This window comes from Bradyrhizobium sp. URHD0069 (assembly GCF_000701345.1).
GTDB lineage: Bacteria > Pseudomonadota > Alphaproteobacteria > Rhizobiales > Xanthobacteraceae > Bradyrhizobium.
The window spans coordinates 42,701-63,728 of the sequence record NZ_JNIJ01000005.1 but is presented as its reverse complement, the minus strand read 5'-3'; the positions used below and the strand labels follow the sequence as shown (position 1 = coordinate 63,728).

The window sequence follows — 21,028 nt, the reverse complement described above, 5'->3', positions numbered from 1 at the left end:
GCGGGCTGCCCCGGAATGACGGCGGGTAGCTTACGCCGCGGCCTGCTTCCCTAACCCGAACGCGTCCGCCAACAGGCTGTAGGATTTTTTGCGTGCGTCGTGATCGTACACCGCGGTGATGATCATCAGCTCATCGGCCTGGCTTGCCGTAATCATCGGCTGCAGCTTCGCCATCACCGTCGCCGGGCTGCCGACGAACAGCCGTGAGCGGTTGCGCGCGATCGAGGCGCGTTCGGCGTCCGTATAGGGATAGGCCAACGCCTCCTCGACGCTCGGCAGCGGCAGATACTGGCCGCGGTCGCGGCGCAACCGGTTGAGATCCATGGAGGACGCCAGCCGTTCGGCTTCTGCATCGGTCTCCGCCGCCACCACCGCGACGGCGAGAATGCCGTGCGGTGTTGAGCGCCAGCCCGACGGCTTGAAGTGCGCACGGTAGTTCGTCATGGCTTCGATGGCGTCATAGGACGCGAAATGATGCGCGAACGCGAAGCCCATGCCGACCTGGGCTGCGAGTTCCGAACTGTAGTCGCTGGAGCCGAGCAGCCAGATCGGCGGCAGCGGCGTGTCGTCCGGCATCGCCACCACATTGTTGAAGGGATGGTTCGGCGGAAAGTCGCGGGTTTCCCACAGCGTCAATTCTTGCAGCCGCTCGAGGAAATCATCGCCCTCGCGGCGATCGAGCCGGGTGCGCAGCGCATACGCAGTGGCGCCATCGGTGCCGGGCGCACGGCCCAGCCCGAGATCGATCCGGCCGGGAAACAGCGCCTCCAGCGTCTTGAAGCGCTCGGCCACCATCAGCGGCGCGTGGTTCGGCAGCATCACGCCGCCGGAGCCGACCCGAATGCGGTTGGTCACCGCGGCGATCTGCCCGATCATAATGTCGGGCGCGGGGCTCGCGACCGATGCAAGATTGTGATGCTCGGCGAGCCAATAGCGGACGTAGCCGAGCGCATCGGCGTGTTGCGCCAGATCGATGCTGTTGCGCAGCGCCGCGGCTGGTTTGGTGCCGGTGGTGACGACGGAGAGATCAAGAATCGAGAGTGGAATCATGACGCTAAGCTAGTCCGCCAGATCAGGCCGACAAAGGGCCCAGCCGCGCAGATCAGGCACGCATCGGCTGCCCGAGGCGCCGGCAATTCCAGGGGGCGGTTGGGACGGGCTATCGATAAAATCATACTATCGTACCTTGCCCACACTCGAACTTGAGAGGCCGCTTTGGCACAAGCGTCAATTTACGCCATATAATGTTGAAGTATTTGCAAATTTCTGAGGTAACCGCACTTTCAAATATCCTGCCCACTTATAAAATAATGGAGTACAAATTCAGGATTTCACAAAGAAATTGGGCAATTTCCCATCCCCAATGGGCTGTTTGCCCGGCCCTGTTTGGCTTATTTTTACTAGGACTGCAGCTAAGCCTGTCGCCCGCCAAGTGGAGTTTGTGGTGCCATGACCGAGGTTCCGCCCGCCGTACGAGATGGGCACCGTGCGCCTAAAGCCCCTGCGATCTCGTTCGAGTTCTTCCCGCCGAAGACCGAGGAGATGGAGCGCAATCTGTGGGAGACCATCAGCCGGCTCGCGCCGCTCGCGCCGAATTTCGTCTCGGTGACCTATGGCGCCGGCGGTTCGACCCGGGAGCGCACCCATTCCACCATCGCCCGCATCCTTGCTGAAACCAGCCTGACCCCAGCCGCGCACCTCACCTGCGTCGATGCGCCGTGCGGCGATATCGACGACGTGGTGACGAAATATCACGAGGTTGGTGTCCGCCACATCGTGGCGTTGCGCGGCGATCCCTCGAGCGGGCTCGGCGGCACCTATGTGCCGCATCCGCAGGGTTATCGCAGTTCGGCCGATCTCGTCGCCGCGATCAAGCGCCGCCATGGAGATATCGAGGTGACGGTGTCGGCCTATCCCGAAAAGCACCCGGAAAGCCCGAGCTTCGATGCCGATGTCGACATGCTCAAGGCCAAAGTCGATGCCGGCGCCACCCGCGCCATCACGCAATTCTTCTTCGATAACGATCTCTACTTCCGCTACCTCGACCGTGTGCGCGCGCGTGGCATCGACATTCCGATCGTGCCGGGGATTCTTCCGGTGCAGAATTTCAAGCAGGCCGCGAATTTCGCCAAGCGCACCGGCGCCAGCATGCCGGACTGGCTCGCGAAGAAATTCGAAGGCCTCGATGATGATCCCGAAACCCGCAAGCTGGTGGCGGCGGCGGTCGCGGCCGGCCAGGTGCAGAAGCTCGCCAAGCACGGCGTCGACACCTTTCACTTCTACACCATGAACCGCGCCGACCTCGTGTTCGCGATCAGCCATTTGCTCGGCATTCGCCCCCACGGCGCACAGAAAGCTGCATGATCCGATGAGCGTGCCTGTCTCACCCAAGCGAACCGCCCTGCTCGCGGCTGCCCACGAGCGCATCCTGGTGCTCGACGGCGCCATGGGCACCATGATCCAGGGCCTGCAATATGACGAGGCCGCGTTTCGCGGCGAGCGCTTCAAGGATTTCCATCGCGACCTCAGGGGCAACAACGACCTGTTGATCCTGACGCAGCCGAAGGCGATCGAGGACATCCACGCCGACTACTTGCGCGCCGGCGCCGACATCGTCGCCACCAACACGTTTTCCTCGACCTCGATCGCGCAGGCCGATTACGACCTCTCCAGCATCGCCTACGAGATGAATCTCGAAGGCGCCAGGCTGGCCCGCGCCGCCGCGGAGAAAGTCAGCGCCGAGGACGGCAAGCCGCGCTTTGTCGCCGGCGCGATCGGCCCGACCAACCGCACCGCCTCGATCTCGCCTGACGTCTCGAGCCCCGGTTACCGCGCCGTCACCTTCGACGACCTGCGCACCGCCTATGGCGAACAGATCAACGGGCTGCTGGACGGCGGCGCCGACCTGCTGCTGCTCGAGACCATCTTCGACACGCTCAACGCCAAGGCGGCGCTGTACGCCATCTCGGAAATCTGCGAGGCCCGCGGCATCGACGTGCCCGTGATGATCTCCGGCACCATCACCGACAAATCCGGCCGGCTGCTGTCCGGCCAGTTGCCGGAAGCGTTCTGGAATTCGGTGCGCCACGCCAAGCCGATCACCATCGGATTCAACTGCGCGCTCGGCGCCGAAGATCTGCGCGCCCATATCGCCGACATCGGCCGCGTCGCCGACGCGCTGGTCTGCGCCTATCCGAATGCCGGGCTTCCCAACGAATTCGGCCAGTACGACGAAAGCCCCGAATATATGGCGCGGCTGATCGGCGAATTCGCGCGCGACGGCCTCGTCAACATCGTCGGCGGTTGCTGCGGCACCACGCCCGACCATATCGCGGCGATTGCCGCAGCCGTTGCGCCGCACAAGCCGCGCGTGATCCCCACCATCGAACCGCGCCTGCGGCTCTCGGGCCTGGAGCCGTTCGAACTGACGCCCGCGATCCCCTTCGTCAATGTCGGCGAACGTACCAACGTCACCGGCTCGGCGCGATTTCGCAAGCTGATCACCGCGGGCGACTACACCGCGGCGTTGCAGGTGGCGCGCGACCAGGTCGAGAACGGCGCCCAGATCATCGACGTCAACATGGACGAGGGCCTGCTGGATTCCGAAAAGGCGATGGTGACATTCCTCAACCTCGTCGCCGCGGAGCCGGACATCGCCCGCGTCCCCGTGATGGTCGATTCCTCGAAATTTTCCGTGATCGAAGCCGGCCTGAAATGCGTGCAGGGCAAGCCGGTGGTGAATTCGATCTCGATGAAGGAAGGCGAGGAGAAATTCATTCACGAAGCCATGATCGCGCGGCGTCACGGCGCGGCCGTGGTGGTGATGGCGTTCGATGAAGTGGGACAGGCCGACACGTTCGCGCGCAAGACCGAGATCTGCAAGCGCGCCTATGACATCCTGGTCAACCGGCTCGACTTCCCGCCCGAGGATATCATTTTCGATCCGAACATTTTCGCGATCGCCACCGGGCTCGAGGAGCACAACAATTACGGCGTCGATTTCATCGAGGCGACGCGCTGGATCCGGCAGAACCTGCCGCACGCCCATATCTCCGGCGGCGTGTCGAACCTGTCGTTCTCGTTCCGCGGCAACGAGCCGGTGCGCGAAGCCATGCATTCGGTGTTCCTGTATCACGCGATTCATGCCGGCATGGACATGGGCATCGTCAATGCCGGGCAGATGATCGTCTATGACGACATCGATCCCGAGCTGCGCCAGGTGTGCGAAGACGTCATCCTCAATCGCGATCCCGGCGCCTCCGAGCGGCTGCTGGCGCTGGCCGAAAAATTCCGCGGCAAGGAGAAGCAGACCAGGGAGCAGGATCTCGCCTGGCGCGAATGGCCGGTCGACAAGCGGCTGTCCCACGCGCTGGTGCACGGCATCACCGAATATATCGATGTCGATACCGAGGACGCCCGCAAAGTCGCCGAGCGGCCGCTGAATGTGATCGAAGGCCCGCTGATGGCCGGCATGAACATCGTCGGCGACCTGTTCGGCGACGGCAAGATGTTCCTGCCGCAGGTGGTGAAATCCGCCCGCGTGATGAAGCAGGCCGTCGCCTATCTGATGCCGTTCATGGAAGAAGAGAAGGCGCGCAACCTGGCCAACGGCATTGCCGGCGACGGCCGCAACTCCGCCGGCAAGATCGTGCTCGCCACCGTGAAGGGCGACGTGCACGACATCGGCAAGAACATCGTCGGCATCGTGCTGCAATGTAACAATTTCGAGGTGATCGACCTCGGCGTCATGGTGCCGGCCACAAAGATCATCGAGACCGCGAAGGCGGAAGATGCCGATATCATCGGCCTGTCCGGCCTGATCACGCCCTCGCTCGACGAGATGAGCTTTCTCGCCGGCGAGCTGGAGCGCCAGGGCATGAAGGTGCCGCTGTTGATCGGCGGCGCCACCACCAGCCGCGTCCATACCGCGGTGAAGATCGACCCGAACTATCGCGGCGGGCCGGTGGTGCATGTCAACGACGCCAGTCGCGCGGTCGGCGTCGCCTCGTCGCTGCTCTCGCCGGAGCGGCGCGAGGCCTATGCGGCCGAAGTCCGCGCGGATTACGCGAAGATTTCCGCGGCGCATTTCCGCGCGCAGGCCGACAAGAAGCGGCTCAAGCTCGCCGATGCCCGCGCCAACGCGGTGAAAATCGACTTCGCCCAGACACCGCCGAAGAAGCCGGCGTTTCTGGGCATCAAGACGTTTAGAGATTATGACCTCGCCGAGCTCGCCGAATACATCGACTGGACGCCGTTCTTCCAGACCTGGGAGCTGACCGGCCGCTTCCCCGCCATTCTCGACGATCCCAAAGTCGGCGAGGTCGCGCGCTCGCTCTATGACGACGCCCGCAAGATGCTCGACTTGATCGTGAAAGAGAACTGGTTCAAGGCGCAGGCGACCATCGGCTTCTGGCCGGCCAATGCCGAAGGCGACGACATCGCTGTTTATGCCGACGACGGCCGCAAAAAGAAGATCGCGACCTTCCACACCTTGCGCCAGCAGCTGGAGAAACGCGAAGGCCGCTTCAACGCGGCGCTGTCGGATTTCATCGCGCCGGTTGCGAGCGGCGTGACGGATTATATCGGTGCGTTCGTGGTCACCGCGGGGATCGGCGAAGATATCGTTGCCGACCGCTTCAAGAACGCCAATGACGATTACTCCTCGATCCTGTGCAAGGCGCTGGCCGATCGTCTCGCCGAAGCCTTCGCCGAGCGGATGCATGCGCGCGTCCGCAGGGAATTCTGGGGCTATGCGCCGGACGAGGCGCTGTCGCCGGAAGACCTGATCCTGGAAAAATATCAGGGCATCCGCCCCGCGCCCGGCTATCCCGCGCAGCCCGATCACACCGAGAAGGCCACGCTGTTTGCCTTGCTCGATGCGGAAAACACCGCCGGCGTGAAGCTGACCGAGAGCTTTGCGATGTGGCCGGGCTCGTCGGTATCCGGACTCTATTTTAGCCATCCCGGAAGCTTCTATTTCGGCGTCGGCAAGATCGAGCGCGACCAGGTCGAGGATTACGCCGCGCGAAAAGGCTGGAGCGTCGCGGAAGCCGAGCGCTGGCTGGCGCCGGTCTTGAACTACATCCCGGCGCAGGATCAATCGCTGCAGGACCGCCGCGTGAAAGAAGCGATGCCGACGCTGGCGCCGGCAATTGCCGTACCCGCCAACGATGCCGCCTCCACTGAATTGGCCGCGCATCCGCCGGGCTGCAGCTGCGCGGTGCATCTGGCGTATCGGAAGAAGGCGGTGGGAGCGGGGTGACAGCGGCGCCCCGTCATTGCGAGCGAAGCGAAGCAATCCAGAATGCCGCGAAGGAAGTCTGGATTGCTTCGTCGCAAGCGGTCCTCGCAATGACGCTCTCATGGCACACGCTCGTATTCCCGCGGCACCGCGTGCCCGAGTTTTGCTGGAACCATGACCCTCGAAAGACAGAGGGCGCAGGGAATGCCGGGTGCATGCTGCACCCAGCGGTCTCGTGTGCAATAGCGCAAAAAAGGGCGCACACGAGCATACAGGGGCAGCGGAGGCAGTCCGGCATTCCCTGCGCAATGGCTTTACGGCTTATGCCGTGCTCTCCCCGGCGACGAATTCGTCTTGTCACCGTCATCAGCGAATTGATGGTTGTGCAAGGCCCGGTTGGGCTTGCAAAACCTCCGCCGACTTGACACCAGCAACGGGTGCCAGGACCACACGGTTTTACCGTACGCTTCAGCGCCGTTCGTCTGCGCGCCGGCTATTCGCTCACGAGCCAAACCCGCCCTGCGATCCCCTTTGCGCGCCCGACGCTGCCGCGTCCACCGCATCCCACCCCAACGTTCGTGACGATGGCCAACGCCCCTCTTTCGAGACGGGACGGCGGAATCCATAAAGCTGTTTCTACCAAACGGCGAAGCGAAATATTTTTGCGAACAGGGCTGGACAGGAAAATCGGTGATTTGCCCGTCGGGCAAATCAGTTTGGCTGTTCGCTGTTCCCCTCTCCCCCTGTGGGAGAGGAAGCGAAGACGGGCAAGGGGTTCTCTCCGCGGATGGAGACCCCTCATCCGGCGCTTCGCGCCACCTTTCTCCCACAAGGGGAGAAGGAAGAAAGTAACGCACCTCGCTCAATCCCCGCTCGGCGGGCGCAGCGGCTGCACGATCTCCTGAAACGGCGGCAGCGCGTCGCAGCGCGCGGCGTGCGTCTTCAGTGCCGGATAGCGCGCGGCATTGAACAATTGCGGATGCGCCTCGCCGGTAAATCGCAACACGCAGGCGACCGCGATGTCGGCATGTCCGATGCGATCGCCGAACCAGTATGGCGAAGTGATAGCGGCGCGCTGTTTTTCCAGCACATCGAGCACGCCGCCGATCTGCGCCTCGCAGCGTTCGACCCAGATTTTCGACTGATCCTTGCGCAGCACGCGCTCGTAAAGCAGGCTCACACCCTTGTCGCCGAGCCCGGTCGCCAGCGCGCAGATTTTCAACGCACGCCGCCGCTCCGGTCCGCTGCCTGCGATCATCGCTTGTTCCGGTCCAGCCAGCTCATCGAGATAATCCAGAATCGCCGTGCTCTCGATCAGCGTCTCGCCGTCATCGAGCACCAGCGTCGGTACCCGCCGCAGCGGATTATATGGCGCGATCTTGTCGGCATCGCCAAACGTCGACCACGGCCGGTGCTCGAACGACAGCCCATAAAGCCGCAGCGCAATCGCCACACGGCGGACGAAGGGGGAGTCATATTGACCGATCAGGAGCATGGGATCAGGTGCACCTTGAGGATGGAACGGATATGATCGCAGCTTGCCAGAGATTAAAGGCCGAGCAAGCGAAACAATCTTCCTTACCTTGACGGGGAGAGAGAGGCACTGCGTGCCTCACAAAAGGCCGTCATACCCGCGAAAGCGGGTATCCAGCAGTGACCGATGTTAAAGGCTAGGTCGACTTATACGCTACCCAATGCTCGCCCAGCAGTTGCATCAATCCCAAAGGTAGCTATCGTGTTCGAACAGATTGAGGTTTGAATGCCCGTCGACATCGAGCCGCGCATAGTTTCAGTAATAAAAAACGCAAAGGGGTCGGTCCGGGAAGTTTCCGAACTGGTGTTCTTAGCGGAAGCGTCAGCATATTTTTCCGACAAATCAGAATTACTGCATCAAATCCGAAAAGCAGTCTCCTCAAAATATAACGTTCCGCTTCACCATATTCTTGTCTGTGGTTCAGCACATACCGGATATAGCATCCACAAGCAAAAGGACTTTGCCGCTGGTGAATCCGATCTGGATTTGGCGGTTGTGTCGCCAGCGCTTTTTGCACGCTTTCTTGGAGAAATTATACAAGCAACACGGGGCTTCACTGACCTTACAGGATTTGAACGAAGGGAAGGTGTCTCGACAAAAGAAGCCTTTATCAAATACACGGCAGAGAGGGGAATGCTGCGCCCTGATTTGATGCCCCGTGCTCCTAATAAATCAGCCTGGTTTGATTTCTTCGCAAGGCTGAGCGCCCAGCACATTCCCCATTTCAAGAAGATATCAGGCGCAATCTATCTTTCTGAAGAGTGCTTCGTCGCGAAACAAATTTCTTCAGTTACTGCCGTAAGAAGAGGCTAGCATGATCCGCCATACCATACGTTCGCGTGAAATTATCGACCTCTACAATGACATCAAGCGAGGTAGGTTGATACTTTCACCTTTCTTTCAGCGCAATTTAGTTTGGAGAGACGTGCATAAACGGGACTTCATTGACACCATCTTGAAGGGCTTTCCGTTTCCTCAAATATTCGTTGCGCGGGGTAATATTGACGTCGAGACGATGGTAAGCACGTCGTGTATTGTGGACGGCCAGCAGAGAATGAGCTCCATCATGCAATTCATCGATGGGGAATTAGATGTTGATGGACGAAAATTTGAAAGTCTCACCGTTCCCGAACGAGAGGAATTCGTCAAATATCAGGTTCCCGTAATGGATTTGGATTTACGCGACAATGATCCACAATTGATAGAGATCTTTAAACGATTAAACCGCACCTTCTACTCCCTATCGACAATCGAACGTTTTGCGACAGAGTATGCGTCTTCGGAGTTTATGTTAGTCGCCAAGATATTGTGCGATGAGCTATTGCCGTCGAAGAACCTCGACCTTGAGGATGCGATCAACATCAACCGAAATGATTTTGATCCGAGTGTATCTCAAGAATTTCTAGCCTGGGCCCAGGCCCAAAAAGTCTCCGAATACGAATCGTTCGTGCTTGGTGGGAAGATATTCTCTCCATATGAGACGTCGCGAATGGTGCACTTAATGTACACGTTAAATCTCATGGCTACACATCTTCACGGGTTTTATAATCGCAATGATAAGGCCCGGGATTATCTTGAGGAATTTGCACAGCAGTTCGGCGCAAAAGATCAGATCATTTTTACATTTGATCGGACGGCGCACTTGATAGGCCAAATGAAGCTCCCGAAAGGTTCAATGTGGCAGAACAAAGCGAACGCCTTTACGCTGTTTGTGACGATTGCAAATGAGCTGCCTCTTTTTCAAGAAGCCTCTGCACGGGCTATCAAGGGGTGCCTAGAGAAATTTGAGCAGAATCTTCCACCGGAATACTCTTTGGCGGCTCGGGAAGGCGTAAATAATAGAGCTCAGCGCAAACAACGCAACGATCTCATGCGAGAAGCGGTTAGGGAACATCTCGGTTTTTGAATAGAAAGGGTGCTCGTTAGTGCCACGGTGCCATTGCTGTTACGAGTAGCGTCGCTACATGCGGCGGCACTCTTCGACCGCTCGTCGCTCAAGCCCTTGACCGGCTACCCCTCCCCCTCATCGCTCGCCAGCAGCCCCCTCACCGCCCGCGCCCATCCGGCCAGTTTGCGCTCACGCGTCGCCGCGCTCATCGCGGGCTTGAAGCGGTGCTCGAGCCGCCAGTTGTCGGCGAATTTTGTGGGCTCGGGATAGACGCCGGCGGAAAGGCCGGCGAGATAGGCGGCGCCGAGCGCGGTGGTTTCCTGGATCATCGGGCGATCGACCGGCGCGTCGAGCAAATCGGCGAGGCGCTGCATGGTCCAGTCGGACGCGGTCATGCCGCCGTCGACGCGCAGCACTGTCCTGGTGGCCTTGGCCTCCGGCCAGTCGGCGCGCATCGCCGCCCAGAGATCAAAGGTCTGGTAGCAGACGCTTTCCAGCGCGGCATGCGCCAACTCAGCGGGGCCGGTGTTGCGCGTCAGCCCGAACAGCGCGCCGCGCACGCGCGGATTCCAGTAGGGCGCGCCGAGGCCGACGAAGGCCGGCACCAGATAGACGCTTTGCATCGAGTCGGATTTGTCGGCGAGCGGCCCGGTCTCGCTGGCCTGCTTGATGATCCCCAAGCCGTCGCGCAACCACTGCACCGCGGAGCCGGCGACGAAGATCGAGCCCTCCAGCGCGTAGGTGCGCTGGCCCTTCAGCTGGTAGGCGATCGTGGTCAGCAGCTTGTTCTTCGAGGCGACCGGGGTGGTGCCGGTGTTGAGCAGGGCAAAACAGCCGGTGCCGTAGGTCGACTTGATCATGCCGGGCGTGAAGCATGCCTGCCCGATAGTGGCGGCCTGCTGGTCGCCGGCGATGCCGGAGATCGCAATCGCTCCGCCGAACAGGTCCGGCACGCTGTCGCCGAAATGGTGCGAGGAATCCTTCACCTCAGGCAACATCGAGCGCGGCACGCGCAGGATTTTCAGGAGCTCGTCGTCCCACTGCCCGGTGTGGATGTTGAACAAGAGCGTGCGCGAGGCGTTGGTGGCGTCGGTCGCGTGCACGCGGCCAGCGGTGAGCCGCCACAACAGATAAGAATCGACGGTGCCGAACATCAGCTCGCCGCGCATCGCGCGCTCGCGCGCGCCGGGCACGGAATCGAGGATCCAGGCGACCTTGGTGCCGGAGAAATAGGGATCGATGATCAGGCCGGTCTTGGCTGTGATCGCCGGCTCGTGGCCGTCATTCTTCAGTTGGGCGCAGATATCGGCGGTGCGGCGGTCCTGCCAGACGATGGCGCGATGCACCGCCTTGCCGGTGGCGCGGTCCCACACCACGGTGGTCTCGCGCTGGTTGGTGATGCCGATCGCGGCGATATCCTTGGCGGTGACGTCGGCTTGGCGCAGCGCCTCGCGGCAGGTGGCGACGGTGGAGGTCCAGATGTCGTCGGGCTCGTGCTCCACCCAGCCGGACGCCGGAAAGTGCTGCGGGAATTCCTGCTGCGCTGAAGCGGCGATCGAAATGTCCGATCGAAACACGATCGCGCGCGAGGATGTGGTGCCCTGATCGATGGCCAGCACATAGGACATGGCGTTTGCTTCCCGAGGTGTTTGTCGTGTGGTGTTGCGGGCAAGGCAAGCGGATTGAACGGCGAAGGTCAATATCCAGCGTCGTCCCTGCGAAGTCCATGGTCGTCCCTGCGAACGCAGGGACCCATAACCACCAGCGCCAGTTTTGCGAAGAGCGTCGGCCACCTCGTCTTAATCGAGGGCACAACGCGGTATGGGTCCCTGCGTTCGCAGGGACGACAACTTACAGCGGCGCGTTCCTTTCTTCCTTCTCCCCTTGTGGGAGAAGGTGGCAGCCGAAGGCTGCCGGATGAGGGGTCGCTGTCCGCGGAGACAAACCCCTCACCCGTCCGCGATGCTGCGCATCGCGTCCACCCTCTCCCACAAGGGGAGAGCGGAAAAAGGAATCCTACACCGCCGCCGTGGTCACGCCGCTGTCGACCACGATGGTCTGCCCAGTCATGAACGTCGACGCATCGGAGCCGAGATAGGCCACCGCGCCGGCGATCTCGTCGGGCTTCGTGTGGAGTTGCGGGTAAGGCAACGGGTTGAGCGACGAAGGTCAATATGCGGGCGTCGTCCCTGCGAACGCAGGGACCCATAGCCACCAGCGTCAGGTTTGCGAAGAGCGTCGGCCACCTCGTCTTAGTCGAGGGCACAACGCGGTATGGGTCCCTGCGTTCGCAGGGACGACAACGAGGGGATATGCGCGGACGACATCGAGGAAATTCGCAATGACGGAGCGCCGGGTTCGCGCTGGCGCGCGCCGGTCCCTCGTCATTCCGGGATGGTCCGAAGGATCAGACCCGGAATCTCGAGATTCCGGGTTCGACGCTTCGCATCGCCCCGGAATGACATTGCGGGCTACATCAACCCGCCGCTGTTGGTGACGCGGCGCAGGTGATAGTCGGTGTCGCCGAAGGTGTTCTCGATCATGGTCAGCCGCTTGAAATGGTGGCCGATCTTGACCTCCATGGTCATGCCGATGCCGCCATGCAGCTGGATCGACTGCTGGCCGATGAACTTGCCCGATTTGCCGACCTGCACTTTCGCCGCCGCTATCGCGGTGGCGCGCTCTTTGGCATCGTCGAAATCGGAGGCCATGGTCGCGAACATCGACATGCTGCGGGCCTGCTCCAGGGCGACGAACATATCGGCGGCGCGGTGCTGCAGGGTCTGAAAGCTGCCGATCGGCACGCCGAATTGGGTGCGGGTCTTGAGATATTCGACGGTGGTCTTGAGCGATTCATCCATGATGCCGACCGCTTCGGCGCAGATCGCGCTGCGGGCGTCATCGACCACGCGCTCGATCAGCGGCAAGGCGTTCTCGGGGTCGCCGATCGCGGCGTCGGCGCCCACCTCGACGCCGGTGAAAGTGATGTCGGCCGCATGCAGGCCGTCCTGGGTCGGATAGCCCTTCCTGGCGACGCCCTTGGCGTTGCCGGGCACCAGGAACACGCCGATGCCGCCGGTGTCGCGCTGGCCGCCCTTGGTGCGCGCGGTCACGATCAATGTGTCGGCGCTTTCGCCGTTGAGCACGACGAACTTCTCGCCGTCGATCACGTAACCCCCGCTTTTTTTCTTGGCCGAGCTCGAAACATCGCCAAGATCGTAGCGCGAATTCTTCTCAAGCTGCGCGAACGCAAGCGTCTTGCTGCCGTCGATGATCGAAGGGATGTGCGCCGCCTTCTGCCCGGCCGAGCCGCCGCGGCGCAGAAAACCGCCGCCGATCACGACCGTCGCCAGATAAGGCTCCACCACCAGCGCCTTGCCGAGCGCCTCCATCACGATCATCGTCTCGACCGCGCCGGCGCCGAAACCGCCGTCGTCTTCGGAGAACGGCAGCCCAAGCAGGCCCTGCTCGGCGAGCTTGTTCCAGACGGTTTTGCTCCAGCCGCCCTGCTCCGCCATGTATTTCTTGCGCTGCTCGAAATCGTAGGAGCTGCCCAGCAGGCCGTCGACGCTTTCCTTGAGAAGCCGCTGCTCCTCCGACAGATCAAAATCCATTTTACCGTCTCTCCAGAATTCAACGCGGGCAATGCTGTTGCCCCTGCGGTTGCCCGATATTCCATCGTCATCCCCGCGAAAGCGGGGATCCAGTAATCGCAGGCGCCCGAGCAAAACATGACCCCCGCGGCGTACTGGGTCCCCGCCTTCGCGGGGACGACGAGCTGTTGTTATTGCGCTCCGTCTATCACAACCCCAGCACGGCCTTGGTGATGATGTTGCGCTGGATCTCGTTGGAGCCGCCGTAGATCGAGACCTTGCGGTTGTTGAAATAGCTCGGCGCGATCTGTGCGGTCCATTCCATCGCTTCGTTGCTGCCGTCATCGCCGTGCTCGTCATAAGGCGCGGCGAACGGGCCGATCACTTCCATCAACAGCTCGGTGGTGGCCTGCTGGATTTCCGAGCCCTTGATCTTCAACACCGAGGACGCCGGGTTGGGCTTGCCCTTGCCATGGTTGCCTTCGTCGGCGACGACGCGAAGCTGCGTCAGCTCGAGCGCCTTCAGCTCGATCTCGACCTCGGCGAGCTTCTCGCGGAATTTCACATCCTCCAGCACCGGCTTGCCGCCGGACTCGATCTTCGACGCCAGTTCCTTGATGCGGCGAATCCGCTCCTTGGAAACGCCGACCCGCGCGATCCCGGTGCGCTCGTTGCCGAGCAGGAATTTCGCGTAATCCCAGCCCTTGTTTTCCTCGCCGACCAGATTTTCGAGCGGCACCTCGACGTCGTCGAAGAACACTTCGTTGACCTCGTGGCCGCCATCGATGGTCTGGATCGGGCGCACCGTGATGCCCTTCGACTTCATGTCGATCAGGATGAAGGAAATGCCGGTCTGCTTCTTCGCGGCCGGATCGGTGCGGCACAGGCAGAAGACCATGTCCGCATGCTGGGCCAGCGTGGTCCAGGTCTTCTGGCCGTTGACGATATATTTGTCACCCTTGCGCTCGGCCTTGGTCTTGAGCGAGGCGAGATCGGAGCCCGAGCCCGGCTCGGAGAAACCCTGGCACCACCAGTCATCGACATTGGCGATCCGCGGCAGATAGTACTTCTTCTGCGCCTCGTTGCCGAAGGTGTAGATGACCGGGCCGACCATGCTGACGCCGAAGGCGAGCGGCGCCGGCGCCGGCGCCATCTGCAATTCCTCGTTGAAGATGTAATGCTGAACCGAGCTCCAGCCGGTGCCGCCATATTCCTTCGGCCAGTGCGACACGCCCCAGCCCTTCTTGTTGAGGATGCGCCACCAATCGACCATCTCCTGCTTGCCGAGATGCCGGCCCTCCTGCAGTTTCTGCCGCGTCGAGGACGGCACGTTGTCCCTGAAGAAGGCTCGCACTTCGTCACGAAACGCCACTTCTTCCTTGCTGAAGCTGAGATCCATCGGATCCTCCTGTGAGCGAATGAATTAGATTCTCAATTGCCGCGATCTCTTTTTCCTTACGCCGTCACCGCGAACGCGGGGACCCATACCGCGAGGTCTCGCTTTTTGGCACCGTGGTAGACGCCGTTTGCTACCCACCACGGCCGATGACTATGGGTCCCCGCGCCAAGTGCGCAATTGCGCACCAGGCGGGGACGACACCAAATTACTGCAACACCTCGAATAACCCGGCCGCACCCATGCCGCCGCCGACGCACATGGTCACCACAGCGTATTTGGCCTTGCGGCGGCGGCCCTCGATCAGCGCGTGGCCGGCGAGGCGCGCGCCCGACATGCCATAGGGGTGGCCGACCGCAACCGCGCCGCCGTTGACGTTGAGCTTCTCGGGATCGATGCCGAGCTTGTCGCGGCAATAGATCACCTGCACCGCGAAGGCTTCGTTCAATTCCCAGAGATCGATGTCCTCGACCTTGAGACCGTGGCGCTTGAGCAGCCGCGGCACCGCGAATACCGGCCCGATGCCCATTTCATCCGGCTCGCAACCGGCGGAGACGAAACCGCGGAAGATGCCGAGCGGCTTCAGGCCCTTTTGCGCGGCGAGCTTGTCGCTCATGATCACGCTGGCGCTGGCGCCGTCGGAAAGCTGGCTGGCGTTGCCGGCGGTGATGGTAAAACCTTCGCCGCGCACCGCCTTCAGGCTTGCGAGGCCTTCGGCGGTGGTATCCGGCCGCGGACCTTCATCCTTCGACAGCGTGACTTCCTTGAGGGAAATCTCGCCGGTGGCCTTGTCGGCCACGCCCATCCTGGTCGTGATCGGCGCCAGCTCGTCGTTGAATTTGCCGCCCTGCTGCGCGGCGGCGGTGCGGCGCTGGCTTTCGAGCGAATATTCGTCCTGGCGCTGGCGCGAAATGCCGTAGCGCTTCGCCACCGTCTCGGCGGTGTCGAGCATCGGCATGTAGACGTCCTTCTTGATCGCCACCAGTTCGGGATCGACGGCGTGGAATTTATTGGCGTGGTCGTTCTGCACCAGGCTGATCGATTCGCCGCCGCCGCCGACCGCGATCTCGACGCCGTCGAACAGCACCGAGCGGGCCGCAAGCGCAATCGCCTGCAGGCCGGAGGCGCATTGACGATCGATGGTGGTGCCGGCGGCGGTCACCGGAATGCCGGCGCGGAGCAGCGACTTGCGGGCGATGTTGCCGCCGGTTGTGCCCTGCTGCATGGCGCAGCCCATCACCACATCCTCGATCTCGTTCGGGTCGAGCCTGGCGCGGGCGACCGCCTGACCGATGGCATGACCGAGCAGGGTCGCGCCTTCGGTGGCGTTGAGCGCGCCGCGATAGGCCTTGCCGATCGGGGTGCGGGCGGTGGAGACGATAACGGCGTCGGTCATGAACGGCCTCCTGTGGCGAGTTCTTGGTGTTCGGGTTGTGCCGGATGCCGCGCGGGCTGCAGGTTGCGCAATTCGTGGCGCGAGAGTTTGCCGACGGGCGTCCGCGGCAGTTCATCGACGAAATCCAGCGCCGCAGGAATCTCGTGCTTGCCGAGCTTGCCGGCGAGGAATGCCTTGAGCTCTTCCAGGGTGAACGGATTGGCGCCGGCGCGCAGCTTCACGAAGGCTTTCGCCGCCTCGCCGCGGTAATCGTCGGGAATGCCGATCACGATCACCTCATGCACCGCGGGATGCTCGTAGATCGCCTGCTCGATCATCTGCGGATAGACGTTGAAGCCGCCGGAGATGATCATGTCCTTCTTGCGATCGACCAGATAGAAATAGCCGTCGCTGTCCATGTAGCCGATGTCGCCGGTCAGGAAACGGTCGCCGACAAAAGCCTCCGCGGTCTCCTGCGGCCGGTTCCAATAGCCCTTGGTGACGTTCGGCCCCTTGATGCGGATTTCGCCGGCTTCGCCCGGCGGCAATACCCTCGTGGGATCGTCGAGTGCGACGACATCCATTTCGATGCCGGGCAGCATCAGCCCGATCGAGCCGGGCTTTTCCGGTCCCTCCTGGGGATGGCCGGTGCCGGGGGAGCAGGTCTCGGTCATGCCCCAGCCGCTCTTGAGCTTCATGTTGGTCTTGCGCTCGAAAATCCTCGCGACCTCGACCGGCAGCGGCGCGCCGCCCGAGCCGCAACTGACCAGCGACGACAGATCGCGGCTTTCCAGATCGGGGAGGCTTGCAATCGCGATCCACATGGTGGGGACGCCCGGAAACGCTGTCGCCCGCTTGACCTCGATATCGCGCATCACGGCTTCGACGTCGAAGCGCTGGTGCAACGAGATCAGGTCGCCGCGCGCCAGGCTGCGCAGCAGGATCACGGTGAGCGCGTAGATATGAAACAGCGGCAGCACGCAGATCACGCGCTCGATGGCATCGCGTTTGGCCCGCGCCGCCTTGCCCCAGACATCATAGATCGATACCGCGGAGGTCAGATTGCCATGGCTCAGCATGGCGCCCTTGGGCAGGCCGGTGGTGCCGCCGGTGTATTGCAGCAGCGCAACGTCATCGACAGTGATCGACGGCCACCGCTCAGGCCTGGTTGCGCCGTCGACGAATTGCTTGAAGGTGACGATCGCCGGATTATTCGGGATCGGCGTGTGCGGATTGCCGACCGCGCCCCAATCATCGTCCTCGCAGACGACCAGGCGATCGAGCAGGCCCTTCTCGAGGAACTTCAGCGCCATCGGCAACAGCGCCGCGAGATCGCTGGTGACGAGAATGCGCGCGCCGCTGTCGCTTAACTTGTGCGAGAGCGCGCGTTCGCCGTCGAGCGGGGAAAGATGCACCACGCGGGCGCCGGCTTTCAGCGCGCCGAAGAAGTTCACGGGATGATCGGGCGAATTACCGAGGAACAGCGCCACCGAGGCGTTCTTGCCGTAGCCGGCGCGCAGGAACGCGGAGGCGGCAACCTCGACCATCGCTTCCAGCTCCGCATACCCGATAGGACGGTCGCGGAATTCGATCGCCGGGCGCGCGCCGTATTCGGCGGCTGCCTCCGACATGAGATCGGGCAACGTGCCGCGCGCGATCGGATCGTCCCAGTGGACGCCTTCCGGATAGAATTTTTCGCCGGGATGGGTCATGGGGTTTCCTGCAAGCCAAGCCCGTCACCACCTTTCGGTGGGTCTTCCCTGCGAACGCAGGGACCCATAACCCCTGACCTCGATATTGAAAAAGGGCGTCTGCCAGCGTGCCCAAACCCGAAACCACGCGGTATGGGTCCCTGCGTTCGCAGGGACGATACGTTGGGGTACGAGCCAAAGCACATCCGGCCAATCACCATCAAGCCGCTTTCGCCGTCTGCGCCAGCGACGCGAAAGTCTTGCCTTCGGCCGCCAGCCGCTTGAGCAGCGGCGCCGGTTCGAGTGAGGGGTCGTTGGTCTCCTTGGCGTAGAACGACAGCCGGTCGGCGATGTGCTTGAGGCCGACGTGATCGGCATAATACATCGGGCCGCCGCGATAGATCGGCCAGCCATAGCCATAGAGCCAGATCACATCGATATCGCCCGGACGTGCCGCAACCTTTTCTTCGAGGATCCGCGCGCCCTCGTTGATCATCGGATACATCATGCGCTCGAGGATTTCGTCGTCGCTGACGACGCGGCGCTTGCGGCCGAGCCGCTGCAGGGTTTCGTCGATCAGCTTCTCGACTTCCGGATCGGGCAGCGGCGCGCGCGAACCGCTCTCATATTTGTAGTAGCCTTTGCCGGTCTTCTGGCCGAACCGGCCGGCTTCGCACAGCGCGTCGGCGATCTCCGACTTGATGCCGCGGTCCTTGCGGGAGCGCCAGCCGATATCGAGGCCGGCGAGATCGCCCATCGCGAACGGACCCATCGGCATGCCGAACTTGGTGACGACCGCGTCGACCTGCTGCGGCAGCGCGCCTTCGAACAAGAGTTTCTCCGCCTGCTTGCCGCGCTGCGCCAGCATGCGATTGCCGACGAAACCGTCGCAGACCCCGACCACCGCCGGCACCTTGGCGATCTTGCGCGCCACCGCCACCGCGGTCGTCAGCGCGTCCGGCGCGGTCTTTGCGGCACGCACGATCTCGCACAGCTTCATGACGTTCGCCGGGCTGAAGAAGTGCATGCCGAGCACGTCCTGCGGACGGCTCGTCACCTTCGCGATTTCATCGATATTGAGATAGGAGGTGTTGCTGGCGAGCACCGCGCCAGGCTTGGCGTATTTCTCCAGCGCCCCGAAGACCTCCTTCTTGATCGCCATGGTCTCGAACACCGCTTCGATAATCAGATCCGCGTCCTTGACGTTCTCAAGCCCGACCACGCCGTTGATCAGGCCCATGCGCTGGGCGGGCGCGTCGGCAGGAATGCCGCCGCGTGCCGCGGTCGCCTCGTAATTCTTCTGCATCACGCCCATGCCGCGCTTGAGCTGCTCTTCGCCGGTTTCGATCAGCGTCACAGGGATACCGGCATTGGCGAACGACATCGCGATGCCACCGCCCATGGTGCCGGCGCCGATGATGGCGACCCGCTCGACCTTGCGCGGCTTGGTGCCGTCGGGGACGCCTGCGATCTTGGCCGCCTCGCGCTCGGCGAAGAAGGCGTAGCGCTGCGCCTTCGACTGATTGCTCGACATCAGCTTGAGGAAGGCCTCGCGTTCCTTCTTCAAGCCTTCATCGAACGGCAGGTCGATTGCAGCGCCGACCGCGTCGGCCGCGGCAAACGGCGCTTCCAGCCCGCGCGCTTTCTTGGTGAGGGCCGCGACCGCATTGGTGAAGATCGAACGGTCGGCTTTCGCGGCTGCAAGCTTGCTGTCGTCGTCGCGCAGCCTGCGCAGTGGACGCTTCTCCGCCAGCACCTTGCGGGCAAAGGCTTCGCCGCCAGACGCCGGACCTTCGACGATTTCCTCGATCAGGCCGTGCTTCAACGCCTCTGTTGCGCTGATCGGATCGCCGCCGACGATCATCTTGACCGCGAGTTCGGGACCGACCGCGCGCGGCAGGCGCTGCGTACCGCCGGCCCCCGGCAGCAAGCCGAGTTTTACCTCGGGCAGGCCAAGTCTTGCGTCCTTTGTCGCCACGCGGAAATGGCAGGCGAGCGCGACCTCGAGACCACCGCCGAGCGCGGTGCCGTGAATGGCGGCAACGATCGGTTTCGGTGAGTTCTCCATCTCGGTCACCAATTCATGCAGACTCGGAGGCTTCGGCGGCTTGCCGAATTCGGTGATGTCGGCGCCGGCGATAAAGGTGCGGCCGGCGCAGGTCAGAACGATCGCCTTCACGTCGGGATCGGCGACTGCGCTCTTGATGCAATCGAGAATGCCGCCGCGGACGGCGGCGCTCAGCGCATTCACAGGAGGATTGTTGACCGTGACGATCGCGACCACGTCATGGCGCTCGAGCTTGACGACTTCGTTCACGCGGCTCTCCTTGGATTATCCTGTTTTTCGTTAATTCCGCACTGCGAAATTAAATTCCACATCTTGACACGGAGGGTTATTTTGAAGCACGTGCCTTGTCAACGAGGTCCGCGCAGCAGGCAATGAAACGTCCAGGCAAGAAGGTGGCGACCGATCGCAGCTTCGTCGTCGCGCTTTCCCGCGGCCTTGATGTGTTGCGCGCGTTCCAACCCAACGACGGGCTTCTTGGCAATCAAGAGATCGCGGCCCGTACGCGTTTGCCAAAGCCGACCGTTTCGCGGCTGACCTATACCTTGACCAAACTTGGATACCTTACACCGGTTCCGCGGTTCGAGAAATATCAGTTGGCGCCGTCAGCCATGGCGTTGGGGTATGCCGCCCTTGCGAATCTTGGCGTTCGGCATTTGTCCGAACCTTTCCGCGAGGAAGTCATGCGCGAGACCGGCGGCGCAGTTGCCGTCGGCGGGCGCGACCGTCACAGCATGATTTACTTCGGCCAGAGCCGCAACGGACTCACGCTGGGCGTTCAACTGGATGTCGGTTCGCGAATTCCGATCGCAACCACCGCGATGGGCCGCGCCTATGTCTGGGCGCTGCCGAACGACGAGCGTGCCTCACTATTGCGCGAACTCCGCGAGCACTATGGCAGCCGCTGGCCAAAGATGCGCAATGGCCTCGAACGCGCCGGCGAAACCGTGGAGAAGTTCGGTTTTACCATCTCGGCAGGCGAGTGGCAGAACGATGTGCACGCGGTCGGCGTGGCGCTGAAGCTCAACGACGGAACCGGTCCTTACGCCTTTAATTGCGGCGCACCCGCATTTCGTTTCACGGAAGATCGGCTGCGCAACGATATTGGACCTCGTCTTGTGGCGATGGTAAGGAACATCGAAACGGCGTTGGGTGGCGCGATGCCGCAATCAAAAGAGAAGAGAACGAGAAGTTGAAATCGGGAGGAAAAGTTGCACGTGTGGCCGAGGGGATCAGGTAGCTTTC

Annotated in this window: 12 protein-coding genes and 2 pseudogenes; 5 read left to right on the top strand and 9 right to left on the bottom strand. The window is 62.1% G+C overall.

Features of this window, described 5'->3' with window-relative positions:
* Positions 1 to 30 precede the first annotated feature (30 nt).
* On the bottom strand, positions 31 to 1,050 hold the full coding sequence (locus N554_RS0100280) for an LLM class flavin-dependent oxidoreductase (protein WP_029581629.1): 1,020 nt from the start codon (positions 1,048 to 1,050) through the stop codon (positions 31 to 33).
* A 399-nt stretch (positions 1,051 to 1,449) separates the two neighbouring features.
* Here N554_RS0100280 and metF point away from each other — a divergent pair, with 399 nt between their 5' ends.
* Both metF and metH read left to right on the top strand, forming a co-directional pair.
* Positions 1,450 to 2,364 carry a methylenetetrahydrofolate reductase [NAD(P)H] gene (gene metF / locus N554_RS0100275; protein ID WP_029581628.1) on the top strand — a complete coding sequence of 305 codons (915 nt, stop codon included), beginning with the start codon at positions 1,450 to 1,452 and terminating at the stop codon, positions 2,362 to 2,364.
* Between the two features lie 4 nt (positions 2,365 to 2,368).
* Positions 2,369 to 6,262, top strand: a complete 3,894-nt coding sequence (gene metH, locus N554_RS0100270; protein ID WP_029581627.1) for a methionine synthase — start codon at positions 2,369 to 2,371, stop codon at positions 6,260 to 6,262.
* An 841-nt stretch (positions 6,263 to 7,103) separates the two neighbouring features.
* Here the strand turns inward: metH and N554_RS0100265 are convergent.
* The gene (locus tag N554_RS0100265) at positions 7,104 to 7,736 is read right to left on the bottom strand and encodes a glutathione S-transferase family protein (RefSeq protein WP_029581626.1); all 633 of its coding nucleotides are present in this window, start codon (positions 7,734 to 7,736) and stop codon (positions 7,104 to 7,106) included.
* 264 nt (positions 7,737 to 8,000) lie between these two features.
* Here N554_RS0100265 and N554_RS39430 point away from each other — a divergent pair, with 264 nt between their 5' ends.
* Positions 8,001 to 8,588 carry a hypothetical protein gene (locus tag N554_RS39430; RefSeq protein WP_156041705.1) on the top strand — a complete coding sequence of 196 codons (588 nt, stop codon included), beginning with the start codon at positions 8,001 to 8,003 and terminating at the stop codon, positions 8,586 to 8,588.
* Position 8,589: 1 nt separating this feature from the next.
* Complete coding sequence (locus N554_RS0100260; RefSeq protein ID WP_029581625.1) at positions 8,590 to 9,681, top strand: DUF262 domain-containing protein; 1,092 nt, start codon at positions 8,590 to 8,592, stop codon at positions 9,679 to 9,681.
* A gap of 104 nt (positions 9,682 to 9,785) precedes the next feature.
* Here the strand turns inward: N554_RS0100260 and glpK are convergent, their stop codons facing one another.
* The 7 genes and pseudogenes from glpK to N554_RS0100225 form a co-directional block, all read right to left on the bottom strand.
* On the bottom strand, positions 9,786 to 11,291 hold the full coding sequence (gene glpK / locus N554_RS0100255; RefSeq protein ID WP_029581624.1) for a glycerol kinase GlpK: 1,506 nt from the start codon (positions 11,289 to 11,291) through the stop codon (positions 9,786 to 9,788).
* A 388-nt stretch (positions 11,292 to 11,679) separates the two neighbouring features.
* Positions 11,680 to 11,790: pseudogene (locus N554_RS37740) on the bottom strand (SDR family oxidoreductase); the annotation flags it as partial.
* 344 nt (positions 11,791 to 12,134) lie between these two features.
* Complete coding sequence (pimD, locus tag N554_RS0100245; protein ID WP_029581623.1) at positions 12,135 to 13,277, bottom strand: pimeloyl-CoA dehydrogenase small subunit; 1,143 nt, start codon at positions 13,275 to 13,277, stop codon at positions 12,135 to 12,137.
* 187 nt (positions 13,278 to 13,464) lie between these two features.
* Complete coding sequence (gene pimC, locus N554_RS0100240) at positions 13,465 to 14,655, bottom strand: pimeloyl-CoA dehydrogenase large subunit (protein ID WP_029581622.1); 1,191 nt, start codon at positions 14,653 to 14,655, stop codon at positions 13,465 to 13,467.
* A 205-nt stretch (positions 14,656 to 14,860) separates the two neighbouring features.
* Entirely contained in the window at positions 14,861 to 16,048 is a 1,188-nt protein-coding gene (locus tag N554_RS0100235) for an acetyl-CoA C-acyltransferase (RefSeq protein WP_029581621.1), read from the bottom strand.
* Positions 16,045 to 17,739 carry a dicarboxylate--CoA ligase PimA gene (gene pimA, locus N554_RS0100230; protein WP_029581620.1) on the bottom strand — a complete coding sequence of 565 codons (1,695 nt, stop codon included), beginning with the start codon at positions 17,737 to 17,739 and terminating at the stop codon, positions 16,045 to 16,047. Before pimA ends, N554_RS0100235 begins: the two co-directional genes overlap by 4 nt.
* 199 nt (positions 17,740 to 17,938) lie before the next feature.
* Positions 17,939 to 20,035 carry a 3-hydroxyacyl-CoA dehydrogenase NAD-binding domain-containing protein gene (locus N554_RS0100225; RefSeq protein WP_029581619.1) on the bottom strand — a complete coding sequence of 699 codons (2,097 nt, stop codon included), beginning with the start codon at positions 20,033 to 20,035 and terminating at the stop codon, positions 17,939 to 17,941.
* A gap of 122 nt (positions 20,036 to 20,157) precedes the next feature.
* Here N554_RS0100225 and N554_RS35200 point away from each other — a divergent pair.
* A pseudogene (locus N554_RS35200) lies at positions 20,158 to 21,023 on the top strand (IclR family transcriptional regulator).
* The last annotated feature ends 5 nt before the right edge of the window (positions 21,024 to 21,028 follow it).

Excerpts from the sequence above, each read along its gene's own strand:
- pimC (WP_029581622.1), bottom strand. The coding sequence starts at position 14,655 with ATGGATCTCAGCTTCAGCAAGGAAGAAGTGGCGTTTCGTGACGAAGTG.
- N554_RS0100280 (WP_029581629.1), bottom strand. The coding sequence starts at position 1,050 with ATGATTCCACTCTCGATTCTTGATCTCTCCGTCGTCACCACCGGCACC.
- N554_RS39430 (WP_156041705.1), top strand. The coding sequence starts at position 8,001 with ATGCCCGTCGACATCGAGCCGCGCATAGTTTCAGTAATAAAAAACGCA.
- metH (WP_029581627.1), top strand. The coding sequence starts at position 2,369 with ATGAGCGTGCCTGTCTCACCCAAGCGAACCGCCCTGCTCGCGGCTGCC.
- N554_RS0100265 (WP_029581626.1), bottom strand. The coding sequence starts at position 7,736 with ATGCTCCTGATCGGTCAATATGACTCCCCCTTCGTCCGCCGTGTGGCG.
- N554_RS0100235 (WP_029581621.1), bottom strand. The coding sequence starts at position 16,048 with ATGACCGACGCCGTTATCGTCTCCACCGCCCGCACCCCGATCGGCAAG.
- pimA (WP_029581620.1), bottom strand. The coding sequence starts at position 17,739 with ATGACCCATCCCGGCGAAAAATTCTATCCGGAAGGCGTCCACTGGGAC.
- glpK (WP_029581624.1), bottom strand. The coding sequence starts at position 11,291 with ATGTCCTATGTGCTGGCCATCGATCAGGGCACCACATCCTCGCGCGCG.
- pimD (WP_029581623.1), bottom strand. The coding sequence starts at position 13,277 with ATGGATTTTGATCTGTCGGAGGAGCAGCGGCTTCTCAAGGAAAGCGTC.
- metF (WP_029581628.1), top strand. The coding sequence starts at position 1,450 with ATGACCGAGGTTCCGCCCGCCGTACGAGATGGGCACCGTGCGCCTAAA.
- N554_RS0100260 (WP_029581625.1), top strand. The coding sequence starts at position 8,590 with ATGATCCGCCATACCATACGTTCGCGTGAAATTATCGACCTCTACAAT.